This is a genomic window from Pseudomonas sp. Irchel s3f10 (genome assembly GCF_900187515.1).
Lineage (GTDB): Bacteria > Pseudomonadota > Gammaproteobacteria > Pseudomonadales > Pseudomonadaceae > Aquipseudomonas > Aquipseudomonas tensinigenes.
Map to the genome: position 1 here is coordinate 297,022 of NZ_FYDZ01000004.1, position 26,179 is coordinate 323,200.

25 protein-coding genes are annotated in these 26,179 nt (G+C 56.2%); 5 read left to right on the forward strand and 20 right to left on the reverse strand.

The features are described from left to right. Positions 1 to 7: 7 nt before the first annotated feature. The gene (locus tag CKW17_RS12740) at positions 8 to 1,156 is read left to right on the forward strand and encodes an acyl-CoA dehydrogenase family protein (RefSeq protein WP_095120072.1); all 1,149 of its coding nucleotides are present in this window, start codon (positions 8 to 10) and stop codon (positions 1,154 to 1,156) included. Between the two features lie 112 nt (positions 1,157 to 1,268). On the opposite strand, the gene CKW17_RS12745 is transcribed toward CKW17_RS12740, so the two are convergent. Together CKW17_RS12745 and fnr are read right to left on the reverse strand one after the other, a co-directional pair. After that, positions 1,269 to 1,817, reverse strand: coding sequence for an adenine phosphoribosyltransferase (locus CKW17_RS12745; protein ID WP_064116891.1), 549 nt, complete (start codon positions 1,815 to 1,817; stop codon positions 1,269 to 1,271). A 78-nt stretch (positions 1,818 to 1,895) separates the two neighbouring features. After that, the gene (fnr, locus tag CKW17_RS12750; RefSeq protein WP_003223347.1) at positions 1,896 to 2,630 is read right to left on the reverse strand and encodes a fumarate/nitrate reduction transcriptional regulator Fnr; all 735 of its coding nucleotides are present in this window, start codon (positions 2,628 to 2,630) and stop codon (positions 1,896 to 1,898) included. A 154-nt stretch (positions 2,631 to 2,784) separates the two neighbouring features. On the opposite strand from fnr, the gene CKW17_RS12755 reads away from it, so the two are divergent. Further along, positions 2,785 to 3,267: a hypothetical protein gene (locus CKW17_RS12755; protein WP_095120073.1), complete on the forward strand. Its 483-nt coding sequence runs from the start codon at positions 2,785 to 2,787 to the stop codon at positions 3,265 to 3,267. On the opposite strand, the gene hemN is transcribed toward CKW17_RS12755, so the two are convergent. From hemN to CKW17_RS30365, 7 genes are all read right to left on the reverse strand, one after another. Continuing rightward, positions 3,264 to 4,646, reverse strand: a complete 1,383-nt coding sequence (gene hemN, locus CKW17_RS12760; RefSeq protein ID WP_095120074.1) for an oxygen-independent coproporphyrinogen III oxidase — start codon at positions 4,644 to 4,646, stop codon at positions 3,264 to 3,266. The two genes, CKW17_RS12755 and hemN, sit on opposite strands and share 4 nt — an antisense overlap. Before the next feature lie 200 nt (positions 4,647 to 4,846). Then, positions 4,847 to 5,530: a sulfite exporter TauE/SafE family protein gene (locus CKW17_RS12765; protein ID WP_095120075.1), complete on the reverse strand. Its 684-nt coding sequence runs from the start codon at positions 5,528 to 5,530 to the stop codon at positions 4,847 to 4,849. After that, complete coding sequence (gene ccoS, locus CKW17_RS12770; RefSeq protein WP_095120076.1) at positions 5,523 to 5,735, reverse strand: cbb3-type cytochrome oxidase assembly protein CcoS; 213 nt, start codon at positions 5,733 to 5,735, stop codon at positions 5,523 to 5,525. Before ccoS ends, CKW17_RS12765 begins: the two co-directional genes overlap by 8 nt. Before the next feature lie 24 nt (positions 5,736 to 5,759). Continuing rightward, positions 5,760 to 8,210 (reverse strand): heavy metal translocating P-type ATPase, encoded by a 2,451-nt coding sequence (locus CKW17_RS12775; RefSeq protein WP_095120077.1) that lies wholly within the window; start codon positions 8,208 to 8,210, stop codon positions 5,760 to 5,762. A 135-nt stretch (positions 8,211 to 8,345) separates the two neighbouring features. Next, positions 8,346 to 8,885 carry a FixH family protein gene (locus tag CKW17_RS12785; RefSeq protein ID WP_095120079.1) on the reverse strand — a complete coding sequence of 180 codons (540 nt, stop codon included), beginning with the start codon at positions 8,883 to 8,885 and terminating at the stop codon, positions 8,346 to 8,348. An 11-nt stretch (positions 8,886 to 8,896) separates the two neighbouring features. After that, complete coding sequence (gene ccoG / locus CKW17_RS12790) at positions 8,897 to 10,312, reverse strand: cytochrome c oxidase accessory protein CcoG (RefSeq protein WP_095120080.1); 1,416 nt, start codon at positions 10,310 to 10,312, stop codon at positions 8,897 to 8,899. Positions 10,313 to 10,545: 233 nt separating this feature from the next. Beyond that, a complete protein-coding gene (locus CKW17_RS30365) occupies positions 10,546 to 10,719 on the reverse strand; it encodes a hypothetical protein (RefSeq protein ID WP_176470066.1) in 174 nt (57 codons plus the stop codon). A gap of 299 nt (positions 10,720 to 11,018) precedes the next feature. On the opposite strand from CKW17_RS30365, the gene CKW17_RS12800 reads away from it, so the two are divergent. Further along, positions 11,019 to 12,023, forward strand: a complete 1,005-nt coding sequence (locus tag CKW17_RS12800) for a metallophosphoesterase (RefSeq protein ID WP_095120117.1) — start codon at positions 11,019 to 11,021, stop codon at positions 12,021 to 12,023. Between the two features lie 237 nt (positions 12,024 to 12,260). Here the strand turns inward: CKW17_RS12800 and ccoP (CKW17_RS12805) are convergent, their stop codons facing one another. The 8 genes from ccoP (CKW17_RS12805) to ccoN (CKW17_RS12840) form a co-directional block, all read right to left on the reverse strand. Beyond that, positions 12,261 to 13,244, reverse strand: coding sequence for a cytochrome-c oxidase, cbb3-type subunit III (gene ccoP / locus CKW17_RS12805; protein WP_007917163.1), 984 nt, complete (start codon positions 13,242 to 13,244; stop codon positions 12,261 to 12,263). Beyond that, positions 13,241 to 13,426, reverse strand: a complete 186-nt coding sequence (locus CKW17_RS12810; RefSeq protein WP_003175465.1) for a CcoQ/FixQ family Cbb3-type cytochrome c oxidase assembly chaperone — start codon at positions 13,424 to 13,426, stop codon at positions 13,241 to 13,243. Before CKW17_RS12810 ends, ccoP (CKW17_RS12805) begins: the two co-directional genes overlap by 4 nt. Positions 13,427 to 13,431: 5 nt before the next feature. Continuing rightward, positions 13,432 to 14,040 carry a cytochrome-c oxidase, cbb3-type subunit II gene (gene ccoO, locus CKW17_RS12815; protein WP_064391307.1) on the reverse strand — a complete coding sequence of 203 codons (609 nt, stop codon included), beginning with the start codon at positions 14,038 to 14,040 and terminating at the stop codon, positions 13,432 to 13,434. Further along, positions 14,040 to 15,482: a cytochrome-c oxidase, cbb3-type subunit I gene (ccoN, locus tag CKW17_RS12820; RefSeq protein ID WP_077571867.1), complete on the reverse strand. Its 1,443-nt coding sequence runs from the start codon at positions 15,480 to 15,482 to the stop codon at positions 14,040 to 14,042. Before ccoN (CKW17_RS12820) ends, ccoO (CKW17_RS12815) begins: the two co-directional genes overlap by 1 nt. 500 nt (positions 15,483 to 15,982) lie before the next feature. After that, positions 15,983 to 16,939 carry a cytochrome-c oxidase, cbb3-type subunit III gene (gene ccoP, locus CKW17_RS12825; RefSeq protein WP_095120082.1) on the reverse strand — a complete coding sequence of 319 codons (957 nt, stop codon included), beginning with the start codon at positions 16,937 to 16,939 and terminating at the stop codon, positions 15,983 to 15,985. Next, on the reverse strand, positions 16,936 to 17,151 hold the full coding sequence (locus CKW17_RS12830; protein ID WP_095120083.1) for a cbb3-type cytochrome c oxidase subunit 3: 216 nt from the start codon (positions 17,149 to 17,151) through the stop codon (positions 16,936 to 16,938). Before CKW17_RS12830 ends, ccoP (CKW17_RS12825) begins: the two co-directional genes overlap by 4 nt. Before the next feature lie 5 nt (positions 17,152 to 17,156). After that, the gene (gene ccoO, locus CKW17_RS12835) at positions 17,157 to 17,765 is read right to left on the reverse strand and encodes a cytochrome-c oxidase, cbb3-type subunit II (protein ID WP_003223389.1); all 609 of its coding nucleotides are present in this window, start codon (positions 17,763 to 17,765) and stop codon (positions 17,157 to 17,159) included. 10 nt (positions 17,766 to 17,775) lie between these two features. Then, positions 17,776 to 19,200, reverse strand: a complete 1,425-nt coding sequence (gene ccoN, locus CKW17_RS12840; RefSeq protein ID WP_008082029.1) for a cytochrome-c oxidase, cbb3-type subunit I — start codon at positions 19,198 to 19,200, stop codon at positions 17,776 to 17,778. A 95-nt stretch (positions 19,201 to 19,295) separates the two neighbouring features. Between ccoN (CKW17_RS12840) and CKW17_RS12845 the strand changes: the two genes are divergently transcribed. Both CKW17_RS12845 and CKW17_RS12850 read left to right on the forward strand, forming a co-directional pair. Continuing rightward, complete coding sequence (locus CKW17_RS12845; RefSeq protein ID WP_095120084.1) at positions 19,296 to 19,985, forward strand: alpha/beta family hydrolase; 690 nt, start codon at positions 19,296 to 19,298, stop codon at positions 19,983 to 19,985. A gap of 1,158 nt (positions 19,986 to 21,143) precedes the next feature. Further along, positions 21,144 to 21,509, forward strand: coding sequence for a DUF6124 family protein (locus tag CKW17_RS12850; RefSeq protein WP_095120085.1), 366 nt, complete (start codon positions 21,144 to 21,146; stop codon positions 21,507 to 21,509). A gap of 323 nt (positions 21,510 to 21,832) precedes the next feature. Here CKW17_RS12850 and CKW17_RS12855 read toward each other — a convergent pair whose 3' ends face one another. The 3 genes from CKW17_RS12855 to CKW17_RS12865 are packed head-to-tail and all read right to left on the reverse strand — an operon-like array spanning position 21,833 to position 25,621. Further along, complete coding sequence (locus CKW17_RS12855; protein ID WP_095120086.1) at positions 21,833 to 23,488, reverse strand: ABC transporter ATP-binding protein; 1,656 nt, start codon at positions 23,486 to 23,488, stop codon at positions 21,833 to 21,835. A gap of 12 nt (positions 23,489 to 23,500) precedes the next feature. Continuing rightward, positions 23,501 to 24,181 (reverse strand): lasso peptide biosynthesis B2 protein, encoded by a 681-nt coding sequence (locus CKW17_RS12860; protein ID WP_095120087.1) that lies wholly within the window; start codon positions 24,179 to 24,181, stop codon positions 23,501 to 23,503. Positions 24,182 to 24,196: 15 nt separating this feature from the next. Next, entirely contained in the window at positions 24,197 to 25,621 is a 1,425-nt protein-coding gene (locus CKW17_RS12865; protein WP_095120088.1) for an asparagine synthase-related protein, read from the reverse strand. Between the last annotated feature and the right edge of the window lie 558 nt (positions 25,622 to 26,179).

Here is a 26,179-nt window from a genome sequence, read left to right on the forward strand (position 1 = left end):
CTCGCCCATGCCTGCCTTTCAGGAATACTTCGACCCCAGCCACCAATTGGTCCGCGACAGCGTCAGGCGTTTCGTCGAACGCGAGATCCTGCCGGATATCGATCATTGGGAAGAAGCCGAAAGCTTCCCCCGTGAGCTGTACCTGAAGGCGGGCGCGGCGGGCATCCTCGGCATTGGCTATCCCGAAGCGCTGGGAGGCAGCCATGAAGGCGATCTGTTCGCCAAGGTTGCCGCCAGCGAGGAGTTGATGCGCTGCGGCTCTGGCGGCCTGGTAGCGGGGCTCGGCTCGCTGGATATCGGCTTGCCGCCGATCGTCAAATGGGCCCGTCCCGAGGTGCGTGAGCGTGTTGTGCCGCAAGTGCTCAGCGGCGAGAAGATCAGCGCCCTGGCGGTCACCGAGCCCGGCGGTGGCTCCGACGTTGCCAACCTGCAAACCCGCGCCGAGCGTGACGGTGACTTCTACCGGGTAAGCGGCAGCAAAACCTTTATCACCAGTGGCGTACGCGCCGATTTTTACACCGTCGCGGTGCGCACCGGTGCGCCGGGTTTCGGCGGTATCAGCCTGTTGTTGATCGAAAAGGGCACGCCGGGCTTCACCGTTGGTCGTCAGTTGAAAAAAATGGGTTGGTGGGCGTCGGACACCGCCGAGTTGTTCTTCGACGACTGCCGCGTGCCGGTGGGCAATCTGATTGGCGCCGAGAACATGGGCTTCGCCTGCATCATGGGCAATTTTCAAAGCGAACGACTGGCGCTGGCGCTGATGGCCAACATGACTTCCCAGCTTGCACTGGAACAGAGCCTGAAATGGGCGCGGGAGCGTGAAGCGTTTGGCAAACCGATCGGCAAGTTTCAGGTGATCAAGCATCGCCTCGCCGAAATGGCGACTGCGCTGGAGGTTTCACGGGAATTCACTTATCGGCAAGCGGCGAAGATGGCGGCGGGGCAGAGCGTGATCAAGGAGATTTCCATGGCGAAGAACTTTGCCACGGATACGTCAGACCGGATCACCACCGAGGCGGTGCAGATTCTTGGTGGGTTGGGTTATATGCGTGAGAGTCTGGTGGAACGGCTGTATCGGGATAACCGCATCTTGTCGATTGGCGGCGGGACGCGGGAGGTGATGAACGAGATCATCAGCAAGCAGATGGGGCTTTAGGTTTTGCGGTGAGGCTACCGGCCTCATCGCGAGCAGGCTCACTCCTACAGGGGGAGCGCATTCCAAATTGTAGGAGTGAGCCTGCTCGCGATGGCGGCCTGAAGGGCGCTGCTTACTTATCGGTCAACGCAAACTGCGTCAGGCAGAAGGTAGGAATGCCCATGTCTTCCAGCCGCTGCGACCCGTTCAGCTCCGGCAAATCAATAATCGCTGCCGCTTCATGCACCCGCGCGCCCATGCGGCGAATCAGGTTGGCTGCCGCAATCAGCGTGCCGCCCGTGGCAATCAAATCATCGAACATCACCACCGAATCGCCTTCACACAGGCTGTCGGCGTGCACTTCCAGGAACGCTTCGCCGTACTCGGTTGCGTAACCCTCGGCCAACACGTCTGCCGGCAGTTTGCCTTGCTTGCGGAACAGCACCAGCGGCTTGTTCAACTGATAGGCCAGCACCGAGCCGATCAGGAAGCCACGGGCATCCATCGCGCCGATGTGGGTGAAGTCGGCTTCCACATAGCGGTGGGCGAAGCTGTCCATCACCAGGCGCAGGGCCTTGGGCGATTGAAACAGCGGGGTGATGTCGCGAAAGATCACGCCCGGTTTCGGGAAGTCGATCACAGGGCGAATAAGCGATTTGATGTCGAAGGAGTCGAAGACCATCGTCGAGGTGTCCTGGCAGGGCTGCAAACGGCGCAGTATACCCGCGGCTGAAACGATTCGCTCGGCCGCGGGTCGAGATCAGCCTTCGAGCGAGCCACCGGCCAGCGCGCAGAGCTGGATCGGGTCGAGGATGTGAATCTCCTTGCCCTCGGCGGCGATCAGCTCGTTTTGCTGGAAGCGTGTGAACACGCGGGACACGGTTTCTACCGCCAGGCCGAGGTAGTTACCGATTTCATTGCGCGACATGCTCAGGCGGAACTGATTGGCCGAGAAGCCGCGAGCGCGGAAGCGCGCGGACAGATTGACCAGGAACGTGGCGATGCGCTCGTCGGCGGTTTTCTTCGACAGCAGCAACATCATTTGCTGGTCGTCGCGGATTTCGCGGCTCATGACGCGCATCAACTGGCGGCGCAGTTGCGGCAGTTGCAGGGCCAGTTCATCGAGACGTTCAAAAGGGATTTCGCAGACCGAGGTGGTTTCCAGCGCCTGGGCTGACACCGGGTGTTTCTCGGTGTCCATGCCGGACAGGCCGACCAGTTCGCTCGGCAAGTGGAAACCGGTGAGCTGTTCTTCGCCGCTGTCACTCAGGCTGAAGGTCTTCAGGGCGCCGGAGCGTACTGCATAAACGGAATCGAACGTGTCGCCCTGGCGGAACAGGAACTCGCCTTTTTTCAGCGGGCGGCCGCGTTTAACGATTTCGTCCAGCGCATCCATGTCTTCCAGATTCAGAGAAAGTGGCAGGCAGAGAGGGGCCAGGCTGCAATCCTTGCAATGGGCCTGGTTATGAGCGCGCAGTTTAACTGGCTCGGACATTTCTTTAATCCTTGTGGGAAAACACACATAAGCCGTAAGGGTAACCCACGGGAGGACATTCAGGCCAGTCTGGGGCGACTTTGCCCTACAGGTGTAAAGCCGCAGGGCCAGCCGCCGATAAACAGGTATCAGAACGCATACAAGGAACGCTTCGATGGCCGCCATTGGCACGCTGGGCCCCGGTAGCAGCGACGTTGCGGCAATGCCGGAAACGTTTAAAACCTCTTTAGACAATGCACGGGAAGCAGGCTCGACCGAAGAGGCAACCCCGACCTTGGTCGAGGGCGTCAAAGTGTCGCTGTCCGGTGCCTCGATTGAAAAAGCCGCCAGTGTCGGTGGCGAAAACAGCGACATTGACGACAGCGGGCTGCCTGAGAACATCCAGCAATTGCTGAAGATGATCCGCAAGCTGCAAAAACAGATTGCCGAGAAAAAGGCACTCATCGAAGCGGTCATGACCGACAAACGCCTTTCCAACGAAGAAAAGATCAACAAGGTCGCGGCTCTGCGTGGCGCCATTGCCGCGTTGAACACTGGGCTGATCACCGCCAATCTGGCCTTGTCCAAAGTGGTCGGGCAGTCGGGCCTGACGTCGGATCAGAATCTTAAAGTCGGTTCGCTGCTGACCAAAAACTAAATCACCCGCGAGAAACGCTGGCGGTTTTGCTGCTCAAGGTAGGCATCAAACACCATGCACACCGAGCGCACTAACAGGCGTCCCGCCGGCAACACCTCGATTCGTTCGCGATCCAGCTCGATCAGGCCATCGCTGGCCATGCCTTGCAGTTGCGGCCACAGCGCGCCGAAATAACCCTGAAAATCGATGTTGAACTGCTGCTCGATCTCGGCGAATTCCAGGCTGAAATTGCAGATCAGTTGCTGGATCACCGCGCGGCGCAAGCGATCATCGGCGTTGCACAGCAAACCACGGCTGGTCGCCAGTTGTGCGGCGGCGAGGCTGTTCTGGTACTCGTTGAGGTCGCTGCTGTTCTGGCAGTACAGGTCGCCGATCTGGCTGATTGCGGAAACCCCCAGACCAATCAAGTCGCAATGGCCGTGGGTGGTGTAACCCTGGAAGTTGCGTTGCAGGGTTTCCTCCTCTTGGGCAATGGCCAGCTCATCGTCGGGCAGGGCAAAGTGGTCCATGCCGATGTAGCGATAACCGGCGGCGGTGAGCTGTTCGATGGTGCGTTCGAGCATTTCCAGTTTCTGCGCGGGCGCCGGTAACTCATTGCCATTGATCCGTCGCTGCGGCATGAAGCGCTCCGGCAGGTGCGCATAGTTGAACACCGAGAGTCGATCCGGTTGCAGGCTGATCACTTCCTCGACGGTGCGGGCGAAGTTTTCCGGGGTCTGTTTGGGCAAGCCGTAGATCAAGTCGATATTGATCGAACGAAACTGCAGGGTGCGCGCGGCATCGATCACTGCGCGGGTTTCCTCCAGACTTTGCAGGCGATTGACCGCGCGCTGCACCGCCGGATCGAGATCCTGCAGGCCGATGCTGACCCGGTTGAAGCCGAGTTCGCGCAGCAGGCCCATGGTCGACCAGTCGGCTTCACGCGGGTCGATCTCGATGCCGTAATCGCCAGAGTCGTCATCCAGCAGATTGAAATGCTTGCGCAGGTGCGCCATCAACTGCCGCAGTTCGTCATGACTGAGAAAGGTCGGGGTGCCGCCACCAAAGTGCAGTTGCTCGACTTTTTGTGCCGGGTCGAGGTGGCAGGCGATCAGCTGGATTTCCTGCTCCAGCCGCTGCAAGTACGGCAACGCACGACCGCGATCCTTGGTGATGACCTTATTGCAGGCGCAGTAGTAGCAAATGTTCGCGCAGAACGGCACATGCACGTACAGCGACAAGGGGCGCAGGGCTTTGCGGCTGTCGCGCAGGGCATGGAACAGGTCGAAGGTGCCGACTTGACTGTGAAATTGCACAGCCGTCGGATAAGAGGTGTAGCGCGGCCCCGCCAGGTCGTAGCGGCGGATCAGATCAGAGTCCCAACGAATGGCGTCGAGCATGCGGGCGTTCCCCCGGATAGGCTGGCAGTGTGAGCGAGTCTATCGGGGTGCGGTGGTGGGGCTGTTGATTTGCATCAACGGGGAGAGGTGTGGTGTTAGTGCGGGCCTCTTCGCGAGCAGGCTCGCTCCCACATTGGATCGGTGGCGCAACACAGATTCCCTGTGGGAGCGAGCCTGCTCGCGAAGGCCGCGCCGCCGATCTAATGGCCCATGAGCCAATGCTGATGCGGGCCGGGCAGGGTCCAGATGCCGAACAGAATCACCAGCAATCCACCGGCCATGCGCACGCTGCGTTTGCGCAACAGCGCCGTAACCCGCTCAGCCGCAAGCCCCGTGGCGAGCAAAACCGGCCAAGTCCCCAGCCCAAACGCAAGCATCAACAACGCACTGTCCAGCGCATTGCCCTGACTCGCCGACCACAACAACGTGCTGTAAACCAGTCCGCACGGCAGCCAGCCCCACAGCGCGCCAAGCAATAGCGCACGAGGCAAACTCGACACCGGCAACAAGCGATTAGCGACCGGCTGAATGTAGCGCCACAAACCGCGTCCAAGACTTTCAATGCGCGTCAGCCCGCTCCACCAGCCGGCCAGATACAAACCCATGGCAATCAGCAGCAGCCCGGCCAGCACGCGCATGAAAAGTGCCGCTGGACTGTTGGCCACCGCCCAGCCCGCCAGGCCGATCAGCAATCCTGCGGTGGCATAACTGAGGATTCGTCCAAGGTTGTACGCCAGCAGCAGACGAAAGCGCCGGCTGCGCTGTTCCTTGGGAATCGCCAGGGTCAGCGCGCCCATCAAACCGCCGCACATGCCCAGACAATGCCCGCCACCGAGCAGGCCGAGGATCAATGCCGAGACCAGCAATGGCGCCAGTTCAAACATGGGGTGGCGCCTTATCGTCCGCTTTGTTCGCGTTTGCTTCGTCCACCGCAGCGGTGTGGTTCGGATCCTGATCATCGAAGAGGATGCTGTGCGCCGGACCGTCGAGGTCGTCGTACTGGCCGCTGTCCACCGCCCAGAAGAAGATGTAAACGGCGATGGCCACGATCAGCAGGGCGGCCGGGATCATCACGTAGAGAGCTGGCATCTGTACTCCAGACGCCCGCGCGGCTCAGGCCGGCAGCGGACGGGTTTCTGACCGGGTGCTGACGGGCGGCGGACTCGGCAGGCGAGTCAGGCGCAGCGCGTTGAGCACCACGGTCAACGAACTGATCGACATGCCGACGGCGGCCCACACCGGAGTGATCCAGCCGAGGGCGGCGAACGGCAACATGAGGCCATTGTACAGCGCCGCCCACAGCAGGTTCTCGATGATTACCCGCCGCGTGCGCCGCGCGAGCGAGAAGGCTTGGACCAGGGCGTCGAGGCGATTGGACAGCAGCACTGCATCGGCGCTGGTTTTCGCCAGATCGGTGGCTGAACCCATGGCCACGCTGATATCAGCGGCAGCCAGCACCGGCACGTCGTTGACGCCGTCGCCGAGCATCAGCACCTTGCGACCTTCCTTGTGCAGTTGTTGCAGCACTTGCAGTTTGTCGTCCGGACGCAGACCGCCGCGAGCCTCATCAATGCCCAGTTCCGCCGCCACACTGGCGACCATCGGCGAGCTGTCACCGGACAAGAGCAGCGTCCGCCAGCCACGCGCCTTGCACGCGGCGAGCAGCGCCGGGGCGTCATCACGCAAGCGATCGTCGAGGACGAACCACGCCAGTGGCCCTTGAGTGTCGCCGAGCAGCAACCATTGGCCGGCCTCGTCCGGCATCGACGGTGTTGCAGTGCCGCTGAGGGCGCAGACAAATTCCGCCTGACCGATGCGCAAACGCTGCCCATCCACCAAACCTTCAAGGCCAAGCCCCGGCGTGCTGTGGACCTCTTCAGCGGCCAGCGGGGCACGGCCGAAAGCGCGGGCAATCGGGTGCTCCGAACGGTTCTCCAGGGCGGCGGCGAGGCTCAGGCATTGATCGCTGTCGAGCGCCGTCAGCGGCCGGATCGAACGCAACACCAGTCGACCTTCGGTGAGGGTGCCGGTTTTGTCGAAGATCACCGTGTCGATCTGATTCAAACCTTCCAGCACATGCCCGCGCGTCAGCAACAACCCGAGTTTGTGCAGGGTGCCGGTGGCGGCGGTGAGGGCGGTCGGCGTCGCCAGCGACAGCGCGCAAGGGCAGGTGGCAACCAGCATGGCGAGGACAATCCAGAATGCTCGCGATGAATCCAGTTCCCACCAGAGCAGGCCGATGGCCGCTGCGGCAATCAGCGACAGCAGCAAGAACCATTGCGCGGCACGGTCGGCGATTTCCGCCAGTCGCGGTTTTTCCGCCTGGGCGCGATCGAGCAGGCGGACGATGGCTGACAGGCGTGTGTCTTGGCCCAGCGCCTGCACTTCCACGGTCAGCGCACCTTCGACATTGAGTGTGCCGGCGGTGACCGCATCGCCCGGCATGCGCGGTTGCGGCAGGTATTCGCCGGTCAGCAGTGATTCGTCGATGCTCGACTGGCCGTCGATGATCTTGCCATCCGCCGGCAGAATCGAGCCGGCCTGCACCAGAATCCGCTCGCCGAGGCGTAGCTCGCTGAGCAGGATGCGTTCGCTCTGGCCGTTGTTGTCCAGCCGCAGACACGAGGCCGGCAATAGATTCACAAGTTGCGCCGTCGCGGCGGCGGTGCGCTCGCGGGCACGACGTTCGAGATAACGCCCGGCAAGCAGAAACAGCGCAAACATTCCCACCGCGTCGAAATACAACTCGCCGACCCCGGTGATCGAGGTCCAGATCCCGGCAATGTAGGCGCTGCCGATCGCCAGCGACACCGAGACATCCATGGTCAGGTGGCGCGTGCGCAGATCACGCATCGCGCCTTTGAAGAACGGCGCGCAACTGTAGAACACGATCGGCGTGGTCAGGAACAGCGCGACCCAGCGCAGGATGGTGTGCAGCTCGGGGCTGAGGTCGATGTTGAATTCCGGCCAGGTGGCCATGGTCGCCATCATCGCCTGGAACCACAGCAGCCCGGCGACACCGAGTTGGCGCAGGGCCAGACGGTTTTCGCTGGCCAGTTGTTCGCTGGCGCGATCAGCCTGATACGGGTGGGCGGCGTAACCGATGTGACGCAGTTCGGCGAGGATCTGGCTCAGCGGTAATTGCGCGTCGGCCCAACTCACGTGCAAACGATGGTTGGACAGGTTCAGCCGCGCCTCGGCCACGGCAGGCAGCGTGCGCAGGTGTTTCTCGATCAGCCAGCCGCAGGCGGCGCAACTGATGCCTTCCATCAACAGGGTGGTTTCGGCCAGTTCGCCTTCATGGCGAACGAAGGGTTGCTGGACATCAGCGCGGTCGTACAGCGCCAGTTCGTCGGTCAATTGTACCGGCAACGCTTCGGGGTTGGCCGAGGCTTCGCTGCGGTGTTGGTAGTAGCTTTCCAGACCACCAGCGACGATGGCTTCGGCCACGGCCTGACAGCCCGGGCAGCAGAACTCACGGGATTGCCCGAGTACGACGGCGGTGAAGCGGCTGCCGGACGGGACGGGCAGGGCGCAGTGGTAGCAGGGGAGTGGGGTGGTCATGGCACGTGTTCCGATGATCGTTCCCACGCTCCGCGTGGGAATGCCTCCCCGGACGCTCCGCGTCCGCTTCGGCTGGGACGCGGAGCGTCCCTGGCTGCGTTCCCACGCAGAGCGTGGGAACGATCAGAGTCAGGCTTACTTCTTCAAGTCTTCGGCACCTTGCAGCGGTTCATCACCCAACAACAGATCCTTGTCATGGCTGACCAGTTCTTCTTCGAACATGCGCCACACATGGTCATCCTGACTGCCGAGCAATTCAACAAACCGGCGACCTTCAACCTTGTCGCCCAATTGCCCAATATAGCGGCCCGTTTCAGTCTCGCTGCGAGTCAGGACAATCTTGCGATCCTTCTCGGGCTGCGTCGGCGAAATCAGGTTCAATTCCAGCGTCTTCGGTTGGCTGTCACCGCTCAGGCGCAAATCAACTTCACCGGTCACGTCATCCAGATGCATAGCCGCACGCATCTTCAGGTTTTGCGCCAACAGTTCACGGTCCAGCGAACGGTTGATGCCTTTGCCAGCCTCGTAGTAGTTGTCGTTGACCAGGTTGTCCGGGTTGTTCACCGCAATAGTCACCATGGACAGAGTCAGGGTCACCGAACAGGCCAGAATCCCGATGATGATCCATGGCCAAAGGTGCTTGTACCAAGGACTTGCGGCGTTTGCTGCGGGCATGTTCAGTTCTCTCAACGGATTTGTGGGCCGATGAATCGGCTCTTGGCTTCAACGTGGACGCTGTCATCATCGGCATCCTTGAGGAGGAATTTCACCTCGTTGGTGCTCGATGGCAGTTGTTCCGGTGCGCTCGACAACTCGACCGGCATGCTGACGATATCGCCGGCCGCGACCTTGATCTCGCGTTTGCCTTGCAGGCGCAGATCCGGCAAACCGCTGGCTTCCAGCACGTAGGTGTGGTCGCGCTGATCCTTGTTCATGATTTTCAGGCTGTAGACGTTTTCGATTCGGCCTTCAGCGTTTTCGCGGTACAGCACGCGGTCCTTGCTGACGTCGAAACCGACCAGCGAGCGCATGAAGAACGCGGTGACCAACAGGCTGATCATTGCCAGCAACACCACGGCGTAGCCGATCAGGCGTGGCCGTAGTTTATGGGTTTTCTGCCCGGACAGGTTGTGTTCGGTGGTGTAGCTGATCAACCCGCGCGGGTAGTCCATTTTGTCCATGATGCTGTCGCAGGCGTCGATGCACGCGGCGCAGCCGATGCACTCGATTTGCAGGCCGTCGCGGATGTCGATGCCGGTCGGGCAGACCTGCACGCACATAGTGCAATCGATGCAATCACCGAGGCCCAGCGCTTTGTAATCGATACCTTTCTTGCGTGGGCCACGGCTTTCACCGCGACGCGGGTCGTAGGAAACAATCAGCGTGTCCTTGTCGAACATCACGCTCTGGAAGCGTGCGTACGGGCACATGTAAATGCACACCTGCTCGCGCAACCAACCGGCGTTGCCGTAAGTGGCGAGGGTGAAGAAGCCGACCCAGAAATACGACCAGCCATCGGCTTGGCCGGTGAAGAACTCAAAGACCAGTTCGCGGATCGGTGAGAAGTAGCCGACGAAGGTCATGCCGGTGACAAAACCGATCAACAGCCACATCGAGTGCTTGGCGGCTTTGCGCAGAAACTTGTTGGCGCTCATCGGCGCCTTGTCGAGCTTGATGCGCTGGTTGCGGTCGCCTTCGGTGACCTTCTCGCACCACATGAAAATCCACGTCCACACACTTTGCGGACAGGTGTAACCGCACCAGACCCGCCCGGCATACACGGTGATGAAGAACAGGCCGAACGCGGCAATGATCAACAGGCCCGAGAGCAGAATGAAGTCCTGTGGCCAGAAGGTCGCGCCGAAGATGAAGAACTTGCGTTCCGGTAGATTCCACCACACGGCCTGATGGCCGCCCCAGTTCAGCCACACCGTACCGAAATACAGCAGGAACAATGCGGCACCGCCCATCATCCGCAGATTGCGGAACAGGCCAGTGAAAGCGCGGGTGTAGATTTTTTCTCGAGAGGCGTAAAGATCAACGCTGTTGTTCGCGTTTTTGCTCGGTGGTGTGACGTCGTGTACCGGAATCTGGTTGCTCATCATTGCATCCCACGGCAGTGGAAAAATGCCTCGGTCGATACGTGCCAACCAAGGTCAAAAAAGGCGTTGCAGTGGCGCAATGATACGCCTGTCACGCCGACGCACGGGTGCGACCTTTGGTCGCGTTGGGGGAAGGGTATAAATGGTGTAGCAGATGGAACAAGTCATGATCCAGATCAATTGACTATAGACGATGCATGGGACTCGCTCAGACGAGCGAGTCCCAGCCTTGTTCAGATCAGCCTTCCGCCGCCGAGGCTGTCGAGTCCGCTTTCGGGGTTTTTTTTGACCACGTCGACGGTTGTGGCGTCATCACTGTCCTGGTGCTTATTGAGGTGCTCGGTATCAGAGTTGACATAGGTGAAATCCTCTTGGGATTGCACACAATCATGATCAGCTTCTCGCATGGTTATCTTCCTTGGAATCTATTGATGTATGAGGCGCTCTGACAATGTGCGTCAGGCGCTGATAAAAGTTACTGCTCGCTGAAAGTCGAGTCTAGCTGATATTCGTCTCATTTTATGAGTGTTTGTGTGATGATGAAGCTCACCTTAGTTGCGCTTTGCAAGTGGGATTATGTCGCTCTCGAAATAAAATAAATCAATTAATCTGCACTGTATGTTTGAGGATTATAAGGTTTTCGAATAGCGTGAAAGTTGACGGCGCGAGGTCGTCAGTTTATTCGACTAAATGGAAGTGTTATATGATGGCTAATAATAAAGTGGCAAGTTTGTTTGTGGGTGCGTTTTTATTGTTTTCGGTTTTCATGGCCCATGCAGTGCCGGATGCACCGAAGCACATGGTGTTCGCATCGGACACGCAATATCCCTGGACAGACAAGACGGACAGCAGAACACCTGAATCCGGTGAGGAGTTTACCAAGCGTTCTAAGTGGCTGGTAGAAAGTCAGCTGGCAAGTATTGCAGACTTTCGGACTCGTAATGGATCGCAGTCGACTATCCCTTTGATGATTAATGGCGATATCACTGCTTTCGGCCATGGCTGGCAGCGTGACTATATGGCGGCGGCATTGAAGCGGCACTTCGGCACGAATTATCTGTATGGCTTGGGTAATCATGATTATGAAAATAATGTAGATGACTGCTTCAGTAACAGTTGTGCGGCGGGGAGCATTGTCCAATTCAAAGAGTATCATGAAGGCAAGGTGGATAGTTTTGATCTGACGATTAGTGGCAGTGTGGTCAACAGACTTTATTCGGGGAGTCTTGCTTATTCAAAGACTATCGGTGACGTCCATTTGGTTCAACTCAATAATGAGCCGACCTACACAACACGGATAGCTCATTTTTTGAATCCGACTACGTTCGAAATAAACAGTGCACTGGACTGGCTCGAGAAGGATCTTCGCTTGGCGAGAGTTCAGGGTCACGCCATCATCATCAATATGCACAAACCGTTTGAGATGAAGGGCAGTCCCAGCCAGCAGAAGCGCTTTATCGAAATGCTCAAGACCTATAAGGTCACCGCAGTATTTGCCGGTCATCTGCACAAGGATGGCGGTAGTTCGTATTGGTTGGGGAATGTGCCGATGTACCTGAGTGGCGCCACTTCTCAACAAACTTACCTGATCACCAGTTTTACTGAAGATCGCAAGCAGTTGCAGATTTATCTGGTGAAGAACAATCAATGGCAAAACCGCGAGTTGATCGACACCGTTCCGGTGCAATCCATTTGGGCCAATCGTCCCTGAAAGCGGGCTCGTGGAGTTCGGCGAGGTTTTTTTGCCTGGTGTCGAACGTGGCCGTCAGTGGTGCCTTTTCGCGACCGGGTGCGTGAGACGACAGGCGAGTGCGGCGAGTGGCGACAGTTGCGCTCCGGCAACCTTTGCAGTGCAGCAAGCGCTCCCACTGTCGATGCGAATGCGTTAAAACAAAACGGCCCCGCCAAAGAGAATTGGCGGGGCCGTTCTTTGTCTGGAGCGTCGGCCTTACTCGGCGTTCGCTTCCGGTGCTTTTTCACCGTGGGACAGGCTGTAAACATACGCCGCCAGCAGGTGAACCTTGTCGTTGCCCTGCAGTTGCTCCTGCGCGGGCATCTGGCCCTGACGGCCGTAACGGATGGTCTGCTGCAGTTGTGCGAAGCTCGAACCGTAGATGAACGCGCCCGGGTGGGTCAGATCAGGCGCGCCCATGGCGGGGGTGCCTTTGCCGGCCGGCCCGTGGCAGGCCACGCAGTTGGCGGCGAACAGTTTGCCGCCGTTGGCCGGATCAGCCTTGGTGCCTTCCGGCAGTTTGCGGCCATCCAGGTTGGTCACGACAAACGCTGCCACGTCGGCAACGCCTTGCTCACCAATCACTTCAGCCCAGGCCGGCATCACCGCGTGACGACCGCCCATGATGGTGGTCTTGATGGTTTCCGGTTCGCCGCCCCAACGCCAGTCGGCGTCGGTCAGGTTAGGAAAGCCGTAAGCGCCCTTGGCGTCGGAACCGTGGCACACCGAGCAGTTGGAGGCGAATAGACGTCCACCCATTTTCAGCGCTTGCGGATCCTTGGCGACTTCTTCGATTGGCATGGCAGCGAACTTGGCGAAGATCGGACCGAACTTGGCGTCCGAACGGGCCATTTCCTTTTCCCACTCGTGCACGCCGGTCCAGCCGGTCTGGCCGTTGGCGAACGCGGTCTGCTTGTCGTTATCGAGGTAGTTGTAACCCGGCAGCAGGCCTTTCCAGTTGCCCAGGCCCGGGTACAGCACCAGGTAACCCAAGGCAAAAATGATCGTGCCGACAAACAGCATGAACCACCATTTCGGCAGTGGGTTGTCGTACTCCTCGATCCCGTCGAAGGAGTGCCCGACCGTCTCGTCCGTCTGTTCGCTGCGCTGGCCCTTGCGGGTCGACAGCAGCAGCCAGGTCAGGGCGAAGATCGTACCGAGACTGAGGACTGTGACGTACAGACTCCAGAATGTAGTCATTCTTTGTTACTCCTAGAAGCTTGCTCGACGTGCTTGATGGCTTCGGGATCATCCGCAAAAGGCAACAAGGTCGCGTCTTCAAACTCCGACTTGCGCTTGGGGCTGAACACCCACAGCGCCAGACCGATGAAGGCCACCATCACGACAACGGTGCCCAGGCCACGAATCATCCCGATATCCATCTAGATCACCGTTTGCTTTTGATGATGGTGCCCAGGCCTTGCAGGTAGGCCACCAGCGCGTCCATTTCGGTTTTGCCCTTCACGGCATCCTGTGCACCGGCGATGTCTTCGTCGGTGTAAGGGACGCCGAGCGTGCGCAAGACTTCCATTTTTTTGGCCGTTTCTTTGCCGTCGAGCTTGTTTTCCACGAGGAACGGGTAAGCCGGCATTTTCGACTCAGGCACCACGTTGCGCGGGTTGTACAAGTGCGCACGTTGCCAGTCATCGGAGTAACGACCGCCGACACGGGCCAGATCCGGCCCGGTACGCTTGGAACCCCACAGGAACGGGTGATCCCAGACGCTTTCACCGGCCACCGAGTAGTGGCCATAGCGTTCGGTTTCAGCACGGAACGGACGGATCATCTGCGAGTGGCAGCCGACACAGCCGTTGGCGATGTAAACGTCGCGGCCTTCCAGTTCCAGCGCCGAACGCGGCTTCATGCCTTCGACCGGCTTGTTGGTGACGTCCTGGAAAAACAGCGGAACGATTTGGGTCAGGCCGCCAATGCTGACGGCGATGACCATGAAGAAGGCCAGCAGGCCAATATTCTTCTCGACAGCTTCATGCTTCATCAGTGAGCTCCAACGACAGCGATCTGGGCAGCGGCTTCAGCTTCAACCGGGTTCGAGGCGCGCACGGTGCGCCAGACGTTGTAAGCCATCAGGAACATGCCGCTGGCGAAGAACGCACCGCCCAGGGCACGCACGATGTAGCCCGGGTGGCTGGCTTGCAGCGCTTCAACGAACGAGTAGGTGAGGGTGCCGTCGTCGTTGATCGCACGCCACATCAGGCCTTGAGTGATGCCGTTGACCCACATCGAAGCGATGTACAGCACGGTGCCGATGGTCGCGAGCCAGAAGTGTGCGTTGATCAGGCCGACACTGTGCATCTGCGCACGGCCGAACAGACGCGGGATCATGTGGTAGATCGCGCCGATCGAGATCATCGCTACCCAGCCGAGAGCGCCGGCGTGTACGTGGCCGATGGTCCAGTCGGTGTAGTGCGAGAGCGAGTTGACGGTCTTGATCGCCATCATCGGACCTTCGAAGGTCGACATGCCGTAGAACGCCAGCGAGACCACGAGAAAGCGCAGGATCGGGTCGGTGCGTAGCTTATGCCAGGCACCCGACAGGGTCATCATGCCGTTGATCATGCCGCCCCAGCTTGGTGCCAGAAGAATGATCGACATTGCCATGCCCAGCGATTGTGCCCAATCCGGCAGCGCTGTGTAGTGCAAGTGGTGCGGGCCGGCCCAGATATACAGGGTGATCAGTGCCCAGAAGTGCACGATCGACAAGCGATAGGAGTAGATCGGACGCTCGGCCTGTTTCGGCACGAAGTAGTACATCATCCCGAGGAAACCGGTGGTGAGGAAGAAGCCCACCGCGTTGTGGCCGTACCACCACTGGATCATCGCGTCGGTCGCGCCGGAATAGGCAGAGTAGGACTTGAACAGGTTCACCGGCAGGGAAGCGTGGTTGACGATGTGCAACATCGCCGTGACGACGATGAAGGCACCGTAGAACCAGTTACCCACATAGATGTGCTTGGTTTTGCGCTTGGTGATGGTGCCGAAAAACACCAGACCGTAGGTGACCCAGACAATGGCCAGCAAAATGGCGATCGGCCATTCCAGTTCCGCGTATTCCTTGGTGGTGGTGTAACCCAGCGGCAAGGTAATGATCGCGCCGACGATCACCGCTTGCCAGCCCCAGAAGGTGAATGCCGCGAGGCTGTCGGAAATCAGTCGCGTCTGGCAGGTTCGCTGCACGACATAGTAGGAAGTGGCAAATAGTGCACAACCACCGAAGGCGAAAATCACCAGGTTTGTGTGCAACGGGCGCAGGCGTCCAAAGCTCGTCCACGGCAGACCGAAGTTCAATTCCGGCCAGACCAGTTGCGAGGCGATGAAGACACCGAGCCCCATGCCAAGGATCCCCCAGACCACCGTCATGATGGCGAACTGGCGGACTACCTTATAGTTATAAGCAGTCGGACTGATTGCTGTGCTCATTCTAAGGTTCCACGGTTTGGGTGTTTTATTAGGATTAAAATCGGCCGCAAGTATGCAGAGAGCAGGGGGTCATTGCAACGCGCCATGACCTGGGTCAATGCTTTCCAACGCTGATTCTGCGGCCTTTCCATGCGCCGCGTAAGGTCAAAATTGGCCTCGGACAAAATGTTGCAGCGGACGAAAAAAGCGAGGGGTTCAGGTCGCTTGTAACGGGGTGTGTTCAAACGCTCAGTTCGGGTGACGGATGGCAAATGGCACGACAGCCGGTATCTACCGGCGTTTGCGGCCACATCAGTCAGCCGGTTCGCAGAACACAGCAGTCAGCGTTGACCTGGAACCGGCACAAGCCAGTCCGCATCGAGCAAGCGTAGACCCGAATCCGGGGAACCGAAAGGAGAGGGTGTGAAGGGGTGCGACAAAAAGAAGCAGCTGCGAGCTGAAAGCTGCAAGCGACAAGATGGTTCAAGTCGCCTGCAGGATTGTATACATTGCTGTTGATTTTACTTGGAGCTTTCAGCTTGAAGCTTATCGCTCAATTGCTCGCGATCTTTTGAAAGACTGTATACATAAGCGGCGAGCAATTGCACTTTATCGTTACCCAACAGCTCGTTCTGCGCCGGCATGTGGCCTTGGCGACCATGGCGAATGGTCTGTTCAAGTTGCGTCAGACTGGTGCCATAGATAAACCCGGCCGGGTGCGTCAGATTCGGCGCGCCCATGGCTTCAGTGCCCTGGCCGGTTGCCCCATGACAGGCTACGCAAGTGGTGCTGAACGCCTGCTGTCCGGCTTGCAGGTCTGCCTTGCTGTCGGCGGGCAATGGCAGACCAGCCAGTTCGTGACGCACATAAGCGGCCACGTTTTTCACCCCGGCTTCGCCCAACACTTCGCCCCAGGCCGGCATCGCCGCCATCCGCCCACCCATGATGGTGGTCTTGATAGTCTCGGCGTCGCCGCCCCAGCGCCAGTCGCTGTCGGCGAGGTTAGGGAAACCGAACGCACCTTTGGCGTCCGAACCGTGGCACACCGAGCAGTTGGAGGCGAACAAGCGGCCACCCATTTTCAGTGCCTGCGGATCCTTCGCCACTTCTTCCACCGGCATCGCAGCGAACTTGGCGAAGATTGGCCCGAACCTGGCGTCGGCCTTGTTCATTTCCTTTTCCCACTCGTGTACGCCGGTCCAGCCATCCTCGTAACCGGGCAGGATGCCTTTCCAGTTGCCCAGGCCCGGATAGAGGATCAGATAGCCGACGGAAAACACCAGCGTGCCGGCGAACAGCATGAACCACCACTGCGGCAGCGGGTTGTCGTACTCCTCGATGCCGTCGAAGCTGTGGCCCATGGTCTGGTCGACGCTGCCCTTGGTTTCGCCCCGGCGGGTGCCGATCAGCAGCCACGTCAGGCCGATCAGGCTGCCGATGGTCAGTACGCAGATCCACGTACTCCAGAAGGTGGTCATGGCCGGGTACTCCTTGGTTCAGGTGCTTGGGTTGTTTCAAATGCTGGGGTAGTTTCGGACTGTGGCTCGTCGGCAAACGGCAGCAGACGTGCTTCGGCGAACTCCGGGGTGCGCTTGCGGTTGAATACCCACAAGGTCAAGCCGACGAACGCTACAAACACGACAACGGTGCCTAAACCACGGATCAGCCCTGCGCTCATTTCAAAGACCATCGTGCTCACCTCTTGCTCTTGATCGCAGTGCCGAGCACTTGCAGGTAGGAGACGAGGGCATCCATTTCGGTCTTGCCCTTGAGGCTGGCCACCGCGCCGCTGATGTCGTCGTCGGTGTACGGCACGCCGAGGGTGCGCATGGTCTTGAGCTTGGTTTCGGTGTGGCTGCTGTCGACCGCTTGCGTGACCAGCCACGGGTAGGCCGGCATTTTCGATTCCGGTACGACGTTGCGCGGGTTGTACAAGTGCGCGCGGTGCCAGTCATCCGAGTAGCGTGCGCCGACCCGTGCGAGGTCCGGACCGGTACGTTTCGAGCCCCACAGGAACGGGTGATCCCACACGCTTTCGCCCGCTACCGAGTAGTGCCCGTAGCGCTCGGTTTCGGCGCGGAACGGCCGGATCATCTGCGAGTGGCAACCGACGCAGCCTTCGCGGATATAGATGTCGCGGCCTTCCAGTTGCAGCGCGGTGTAGGGCTTCATGCCTTCCACCGGTTTGTTGGTGACGTCCTGGAAGAACAGCGGGACGATCTGGGTCAGGCCGCCGATGCTCACGGCAAACACCATGAGCAACATCAACAGGCCGACGTTCTTTTCAATCGTTTCGTGTTTCATGGTGGACTCCTCAGGCCATCTGCGCGGCAGCGACGACGTCAGCAGGCTGCGAGGCCCGCACGGTGCGCCAGGTGTTGTAAGCCATCAGGAACATGCCGCTGAGGAAGATCGCCCCACCGATCAGCCGCACGACGAAGCCTGGGTGGCTGGCCACCAGGGTTTCGACGAAGGAGTAGGTCAGCGTGCCGTCCTCGTTCACCGCGCGCCACATCAAGCCCTGGGCAATGCCGTTGACCCACATCGATGCGATGTAGAGCACGGTGCCGATGGTCGCGAGCCAGAAGTGCGCGTTGATCAAACCGACGCTGTGCATCTGCGCTTTGCCAAAGATTTTCGGGATCATGTGGTACAGCGCGCCGATGGAAATCATTGCGACCCAACCGAGGGCGCCGGCGTGGACGTGACCGATGGTCCAGTCGGTGTAGTGGGAGAGGGCGTTGACGGTTTTGATCGCCATCATCGGCCCTTCAAAGGTCGACATGCCGTAGAACGCCAGCGAGACCACGAGGAAGCGCAGGATCGGGTCGCTGCGCAACTTATGCCAGGCGCCCGAGAGGGTCATCATGCCGTTGATCATGCCGCCCCAGCTCGGTGCCAGCAGGATCAGCGACATCACCATGCCCAGCGACTGTGCCCAGTCCGGCAGCGCGGTGTAGTGCAAGTGGTGCGGGCCGGCCCAGATGTACAGGGTGATCAAAGCCCAGAAGTGCACGATCGACAGGCGATACGAATACACCGGACGTTCGGCCTGCTTCGGCACGAAGTAGTACATCATCCCGAGGAAACCGGCGGTGAGGAAAAAACCTACGGCGTTGTGGCCGTACCACCATTGCACCATCGCGTCGGTTGCACCGGCGTATACCGAGTAGGACTTGGTGAAACTCACCGGCAACTCAAGGTTGTTGACGATGTGCAGAATCGCCACGGTGATGATGAATGCACCGAAGAACCAGTTGCCCACGTAAATGTGCTTGGTCTTGCGCTGCATGATCGTGCCGAAGAACACGATGGCGTAGGCGACCCAGACGATGGTGATCAGGATGTCGATCGGCCATTCCAGCTCAGCGTATTCCTTGGAGCTGGTGTAACCCAGTGGCAAGCTGATCGCCGCCAGCAGGATCACCAGTTGCCAGCCCCAGAAGCAGAACGCGGCGATTTTTGGTGCAAACAACTGGGTTTGGCAGGTGCGTTGCACCGAGTAGAACGAACTGGCGAACAGCGCACAGCCACCGAACGCGAAGATCACCGCGTTGGTGTGCAGCGGGCGCAGACGGCCGAAACTGGTCCAGGGCAAATTGAAGTTGAGTTCGGGCCAGACCAATTGGGCCGCGAGAAAAACCCCGAGCCCCATGCCGACGATGCCCCACACCACCGTCATAATGGCGAATTGGCGGACCACCTTGTAGTTGTAGGCGGTACTGATAGAAGTGTTCATGGTTCCCCATCCACGGTTCAGCCGAAGTGAGCGCGCGCAAAACACGCGGCGAATCCTTCGTCTGGAGTTATAGGCAGACTAAAAGCGAGGCAAGCATGGACAAACAGCACAAGGCCAGTATTGACGGGGATCAATGGGCGCAGTGCGTGCTCGATCATGGATGGCTTTGGGATGCCGCCAGTGGTGAGGCTTCAGCGACGTTGATCCTGGCCCACGGTGCTGGTGCGCCGATGGACAGTGACTGGATGAACGATATGGCTGGGCGCCTTGCCGGGCTTGGGGTGAATGTGTTGCGGTTTGAGTTTCCTTATATGGCGCAGCGGCGGGTGGATGGGGTGAAGCGGCCGCCGAATCCAGCGGGGAAATTGCAGGAATGCTGGCGTGAGGTGTATGGCGAGGTGCGGCGTCATGTCACTGGGGTTTTGGCCATTGGCGGGAAGTCGATGGGCGGGCGGATGGCGAGTCTGCTTGCTGATGAGTTGGGGTCTGATGCGCTGGTGTGTTTGGGCTATCCGTTTTATGCGGTGGGTAAACCGGAGAAACCACGGGTTGAGCATTTGGCTGGTTTGCAGACGCGGACGTTGATTGTGCAAGGCGAGCGGGATGCGCTGGGCAATCTTGCGGCGGTTGAGGGTTACTCCTTGTCACCGAGTATTGAGGTGGCGTGGCTGGCGTCCGGAGATCATGATTTGAAGCCGTTGAAGGTTTCCGGGTTTACCCATGAACAGCATTTGGCCAGCGCCGCCGGGCGTGTGAGCGGGTTTCTGCGGGGTAGATCGAGTTGAATTGGATTTTGAACTGCATGGAGATTGGCTCCCTTCCCCCTCGCCCCCTTGGGGGAGAGGGCTGGGGTGAGGGGGTAAATCTTGAACGCGACACGGTTTTCGTTTGAGTACATATCCATTCCTGCGGCAACGGCCACTTAGGGTTCCGCCCTTACGGCGGGTCACTTTTTACAAACGCCTAAAAAGTAACCAAAAACGCTTGCTCCTACGTGCGGCCCGCTCGCTGGGGCTCGGGGTTCCTTCGCTCCGGGATCGATCCGGGCGCAGCGTCTCCGGTTTGCTTCGCTGCACCTCCTCTCGCTGTGTTTGGCTGCGCCAAACGGTCGCTGCGCTCCCACGCCCGGATCAATCCCTCCACTCAGCCTTCCGACGTCGCCCGTGGATCAAGATCAAGAGCAGGCGAGCTGACACTCGGCCTATTGAGTGGTGAAGAGCGGATGTTCGGCTTTAGTGTTGTGGTGGATTTTCCCCTCACCCCAGCCCTCTCCCGGAGGGAGAGGGAGCCGATTTTTGAGCTTTTCAGAATCTGAGTTCAACTCGGTATCGCACGTCGGCGTATCTCTTCCATTCCACGCGGTCAGTCCCCTCTCCCTCTGGGAGAGGGTTAGGGTGAGGGGCTTTTGATCTGTTTTTCAGAATCTGAACTCGACTCGGTATTGCACGTCGGTGTACCTCGCCCAAACACCTCGATCAGTCCCCTCTCCCTCTGGGAGAGGGCTAGGGTGAGGGGCGATTTCGCTGACACGATAAAAAACTTGAAGCGCTCACTGTCCAGCATTTCCTGTGCGTAAACATGATTTTGTGAGCGCGTTTAAAGTACACGAACCGTTACGCCATCGGGCCTACAACACCTTGCGCCGTTACCTACGCGTACGCCAGAATCCGCCGGCTTACACGGCTACAGGCCGGGCTATATCGTTTACCTGTCACTGCAAATCAGTGATCGGGTTTGGTAGCCCGCCTTAAATTGTCGTTGTTGCGACACCGTCGATGCTGTCTCCTTTTTTGAGATATGGCTTTGTATGGTGGGCATGCGTGGGGCTCCTCTGTGAGCGCCGGGTTACCCAATTTGACCGGTCTACCAACCCGCGCATGGCCGCCACCCGCCGTTTGGTAGCGAGGGTGATGGCTCCCTTTTTTCAAATTGGAGCTTTATCTATGTTCAAAATCACACCAAACCCACCGCCCACTGATCCAATCCCCCACGACCCAGCGCTCAGCCCGCAAAAGATCAAAGACGCAACCGACCGCGCCCTCGACTACTACCTCCGACCCGAAGCCCTGGGTGCTCCGCCAAGCTCGCCCAAGTTTCGCCCCGTCTATCTCGTCGACCCCACGCTGGATGACGAAACCCTGCTGGTCGAGGCGAGCGAGTCGCTTTCATACGCCCATGCCATGGCCGGCAACATCGCCAACTCAATCGGCGGCCCGGAGTGCAAACCGCTGCTGGCGCTGCAACAGGTGATCATGCTCAACGAACTGTTGGTCAATCGCCTGCTGGATAAGTTGAAGTTGCCTCAATAGTTTCGCTGGCTGTTACGGCCTCATCGCGAGCAGGCTCACTCCTACATTGGATCTGCGGTGATCACAGATTGTGAGCCCGACAACGATCCCCTTGTAGGAGTGAGCCTGCTCGCGATGGCGTTCTGCCAAGCACCATCGATTTCAAACAGGCAATAAAAAGCCGGAAGCTTTCGCCGTCCGGGCTTTCAGAATTAAAAGATCGCAGCCTCAACAAGCACCAGTCGGCGCATTCTGGTGCAATTGTAGGCAATGTCCGCATTACTTGAGTGAGATCGTTCCCCGTAGTGATAGCGCTCATCGCGAGCGGGGAGCACGCTGAGTGGCTAAGTGCTCTGAGGGTGATTTTCAGTCAGCTCTATTGCCACTCCGTATTTTTTCTTCAAACCAGCATCATGAGTGACAATTATTAAGCAGGGTATGTTGGCGGCGAGCCACTCAATGATTTTGTAAGCCGTTGTATCATCAAGTGAAGAGGTCGGTTCATCTAATATCAATGTATGTTTATCTCTTAGAATCGCTCGGCCAATAGCAATTCGTTGTTTTTCTCCCCCGCTGAGTTCGCTATTCGCGGCGCCTATTACGGTAGCCAATAATCTCTCTATTTCAGAGTTGTCTTTTGAAAATCCCAGAAGTTCAATGACCCATCTTAGCTTTTGCGGTGAAACATTTTTCGATCCATAAAGCAGGTTGTCTTTAAAGGTGCCAGCTATGAGTATAGGTTGCTGTGGTGCGACGGAAACCTCAGAGAGTACGAATTCACTCATGGTTTCGTTTATCAAGTGCCCTCTGTAATGTACTGCTCCTGTATAATTTTCTTCGAGGCCTAATAGAGTATTGATGAGTGTCGTTTTTCCTGCGCCAGAACTCCCCGCTATAATGTTTACACCCTGTTTAAATTGATAGTTTATTCTGGAAAATATAACGTTATTGTCTTTGGTGAGTGATAGTTCTCTAAGAACAAAACCTTGTTCGGTCTGAGAAGTGTTCGGGTAATATGGGTTGTTGATTTTTTCTTCGATGTATTTAACGCCGTCATTCAGGGAGACAAGGTTTCCCTGAAGGTTTATCAGTGTTCCAGCCAATAGATGTAACTGCATCGTGAACATTGTGATATAGCCAGTGATCATGATGAAATCACCTGAGGTAAATATTGAATGATAATTAACTCCTGACAATATCACGAAAAAAGCCAGCACGGTTCCAATTGCTAATCCTTGAGCGGAAATACGTATACCCATATGAAGGTTGGCTTTTCTGATTGTCTTGACATAGTTGTCAAAAAAGCTTTTGCCTGCATGGCATTCCTTAAGCTGCGTACTATTAAGCTTTATGTCGTAAGTGCGGCCAAGTCTTTCGACTGTATAGCTGGATAATTTGGCGTCTGCCTCAAATAATTCCCGATGAATGCTGGAGCTGGACCTGGCAACATAAATCGATATGCATATAAGTACTATGGAGGAGAGAAGGAACAAGATTGCGTAGGCAGGTCCCATGATCGCGTACAGTACACTTATCGCAATGATGATTTCCACAGTAATAGGGGCAATTGTCCAAAATACGCCTATAGTTATCATGCTGAAACTGCTAGCGGATCTGTTTATGTCAGCTACAACAAATCCGGGGTCCAGGTTTTTTTGTTTTTTATATGGGTACTTAAAGATCCTGTTAATGATTGTTTCGTAGATTGTAGTGTCACACTTCGCGAGTATCCACGCTGATAAAATTCCACGTATATTCGACAGAACCTGAGAAAGAGTCCATATGGCCGAATAAGATGCCGCAAAAAACAGAAACTGTGTTTGCATGCTATTTGATTCGTGAATGGAGTTGGCCGCATTTCTCAATATAACCGGGAGGAGAGAGTTCAGGGCGCTGCAGAGGAGAAATATTGCTGATATTCCGACAAAGCTGGCTGTAAACCAGCGATAATTTTTTGAGATTATTTTAAAGATTTTTATGTATTGATACAGCCAATTCATTTTTGAGCAGCCTTATATTGTCAGTATTTTAGGTAGCTTGCGTGATAGGTGTGGATCATCGGCAATGACTTCTCCATTTATTTCGATCCACGCGTGTGAAAGGAAGTCATATAATTGAACGCCAATAAAGAAGTCGCACTTTTTATTGTTTCTCATGGCGTGTTTGAAGAGGCAGATAGAAGACTCAAGGCACTTGACCTTAAAAGGCAATACAAGTGAAGCGATGCGAACGCCTTGCGCGTAGCTTTCAATACTTTCGTGCCAAGCCGATACAGGGTTTCCTGATAGAGCTTTTTTTGAGGCTCTCATGCTATTCAGGCAGGTTTCCAGGCCACCGAGTGCGATTGTTACCTTTAAAATCAGGAGGTCCAGGCATGCCCGCATTGTCGGTAGCAATTTAACGGATTGACGAGGGTTCTGCCTTTTTATTCTCCACGTATAGTTATCAATGCCTTCGTAGTCATCATTCGCTTTTGTTAGAGGGTTGGAATTGTGAATCGAATCAGTGATGATGTTTAGAGAGGAGAGTTCGTGTCGAATCTCGTTGTATTCGTTGCAGTCCTTGTCGCCTTTAATCAGTATCGTAGTTTGTGATTCGTTAAAAATTAAGTAGGTGTCGAGCTTTTCATCAAGGATGACAAGTTGGTTGTCTAGCAAGATGGCGTGGGCGTGAGGCTGAAAAGTAAATTCCATTTTTCCTTTTCTCCTTTAAACGTTTTTTATTAAGGATGCGCATATGATTTTCAGCAAATTTTTTTCGACACCTCCAAACCCCATTGCTGAGCGATTTATAGAATTTTCAATGTTGGGCATGTTAATTATGTTTTCTTGGGTCATCCAACTGCTGCGGAGCTTTTTTATAATGTCTTTTTGATGAAATTTTAATGCTTTTTGATAGGCGCCTGTTATATGCCCCTTGTCACGTCGAAGTAGTATGTTTGGGTGTTTTTTTCTGAAGGCTCGCTTTATTGGTAGTCTGGTTTCACTTTCGTCGAACATGCTGTATGGGTTTTGTGTGAGTGCATATTCAATGATTTTTTGGCTTGTGAATGGAAAAATTATGTTGTTGAACTTGTTAAGGGTCGAACTTGTCGAGTTCTGGAAAATGGCCTGTGTTATAGCTTGTAAATGTTCCTCGGCTAGGCTCTTAGGTTTTTCTGCACCCCTTCGCGGCAAAAACTGCGAGTTAAAAAAATAACTTAACTGGTCAGTCTCGTTGTTTTGTTGTCGCCTGTTTTGAGTAAGGGTTTGGTAGAGGTTTGATCCTGTCAGTTTGGAGATCGTTGCAGCTATATTAAATCCCTTGAAAAATCTCTTTTCTCTAATTAAATGTTGGAATGCAACGGAGGGTACGGGGTCTAAGAATAAGTGATCGCCTCCATGTCCATCCAATACAATGAATTCGTGTCCTAGTTGGGAGAAGATAAAGTCTCTTTCTTTTTTGAATGCCTGCTCAGAAGCCATGCTGGAGTTGATACAGAAATGATCAGTCGGATTCACTTCCTGAAAGAAGTCTTCTGGTTCGAGCTTGAACAATATGTGGTTTACGTCAAGTGTATTGCATAAAGCGGTGGCTGTATTTCTATCATTATTTGCACTGCATTTTTCGTCGAACCAGGTGATGGCGGTAACGTGATCTTTTCCAGCGACTTCAATCGCTGCAAGTAGTAAGCACGTTGAATCGACACCTCCCGAGAAACGCACTACAAGCTCTCCATGTTTGTTTTTATTATGTTCTTCGGCGATGTAATCAATTATCAATTCAAAAGGGTCTTGATTTGCGAATGGATATTGGCCTTGAAGGTGGGTGAGGTTGCTCTCAATAATGCTGGTCTTTAGTTTGGTATCGTACGTGTATGTGTGTGAGGGCGGGAGCAATATGACCCCCTGCCAGTAAGTGGACGTTGAGGCAGGTTCGTCTTGGGTGAGTTGGCGAATTATTTGATACCTGTCCGGTTTTTTGTTGAATATGGAGTGCTCGAATTTACCACTCATAATGCTGCCGATATTGCTGTTGATTACTATCAACTTGCAGGATGATAAAGGATTTACGTGCACTATTTTTTCTGCGGTGGGTTTTTGTTGTGTTGAATTAGGGTTGTGCGTTTGATAGCGCTTTCCTTTGTTGTTCATGGCCACTCCTTGGCTTTATGTGAGTTGGACTGATTATTGAGCGCCCTATAGGGGGCGCTCAATAATGACGTTTAGGAATTACCTCGGGCTTGGAATTCTAGGGCCGCCGCAATCTGGCCGAAAAATGAAGTATTTGCCTTCCAGGACGCAGCCGCCACCATAGCCATTTATCGTTGGGGTCGCTTTAAATATCAAAGGGCGGCTTGTTTTATCGTGAGTGACGTATTTGTTTCTTTTGAACATGATCCAATCCTCTTTTTTAAGTTTAATGTCTGAATAAGTTGTGGGAGATAGTTGAGATTTGCGTATCAAGTAACGGAGCAGATTAAAAAACGTTCTATAGAACAGGCATTCCTCTGAGGAAGCCTTTTCTCCAAATCGTTTCGCGTTTTTTTGTAATAAGGTCACGATAGAGTCCGTGCGCCAGGCGTACAAGCCAGCGGATTCTGTCGTTGATGTAGGCAATGGCGAGAGGGTCTGTAGGCTTAAGGTGGTGCTGCAATGTGTGCTTTAAACGCATCTTGGGTTGATCTTAAACGCCTTCCGCGAAGTGACGTG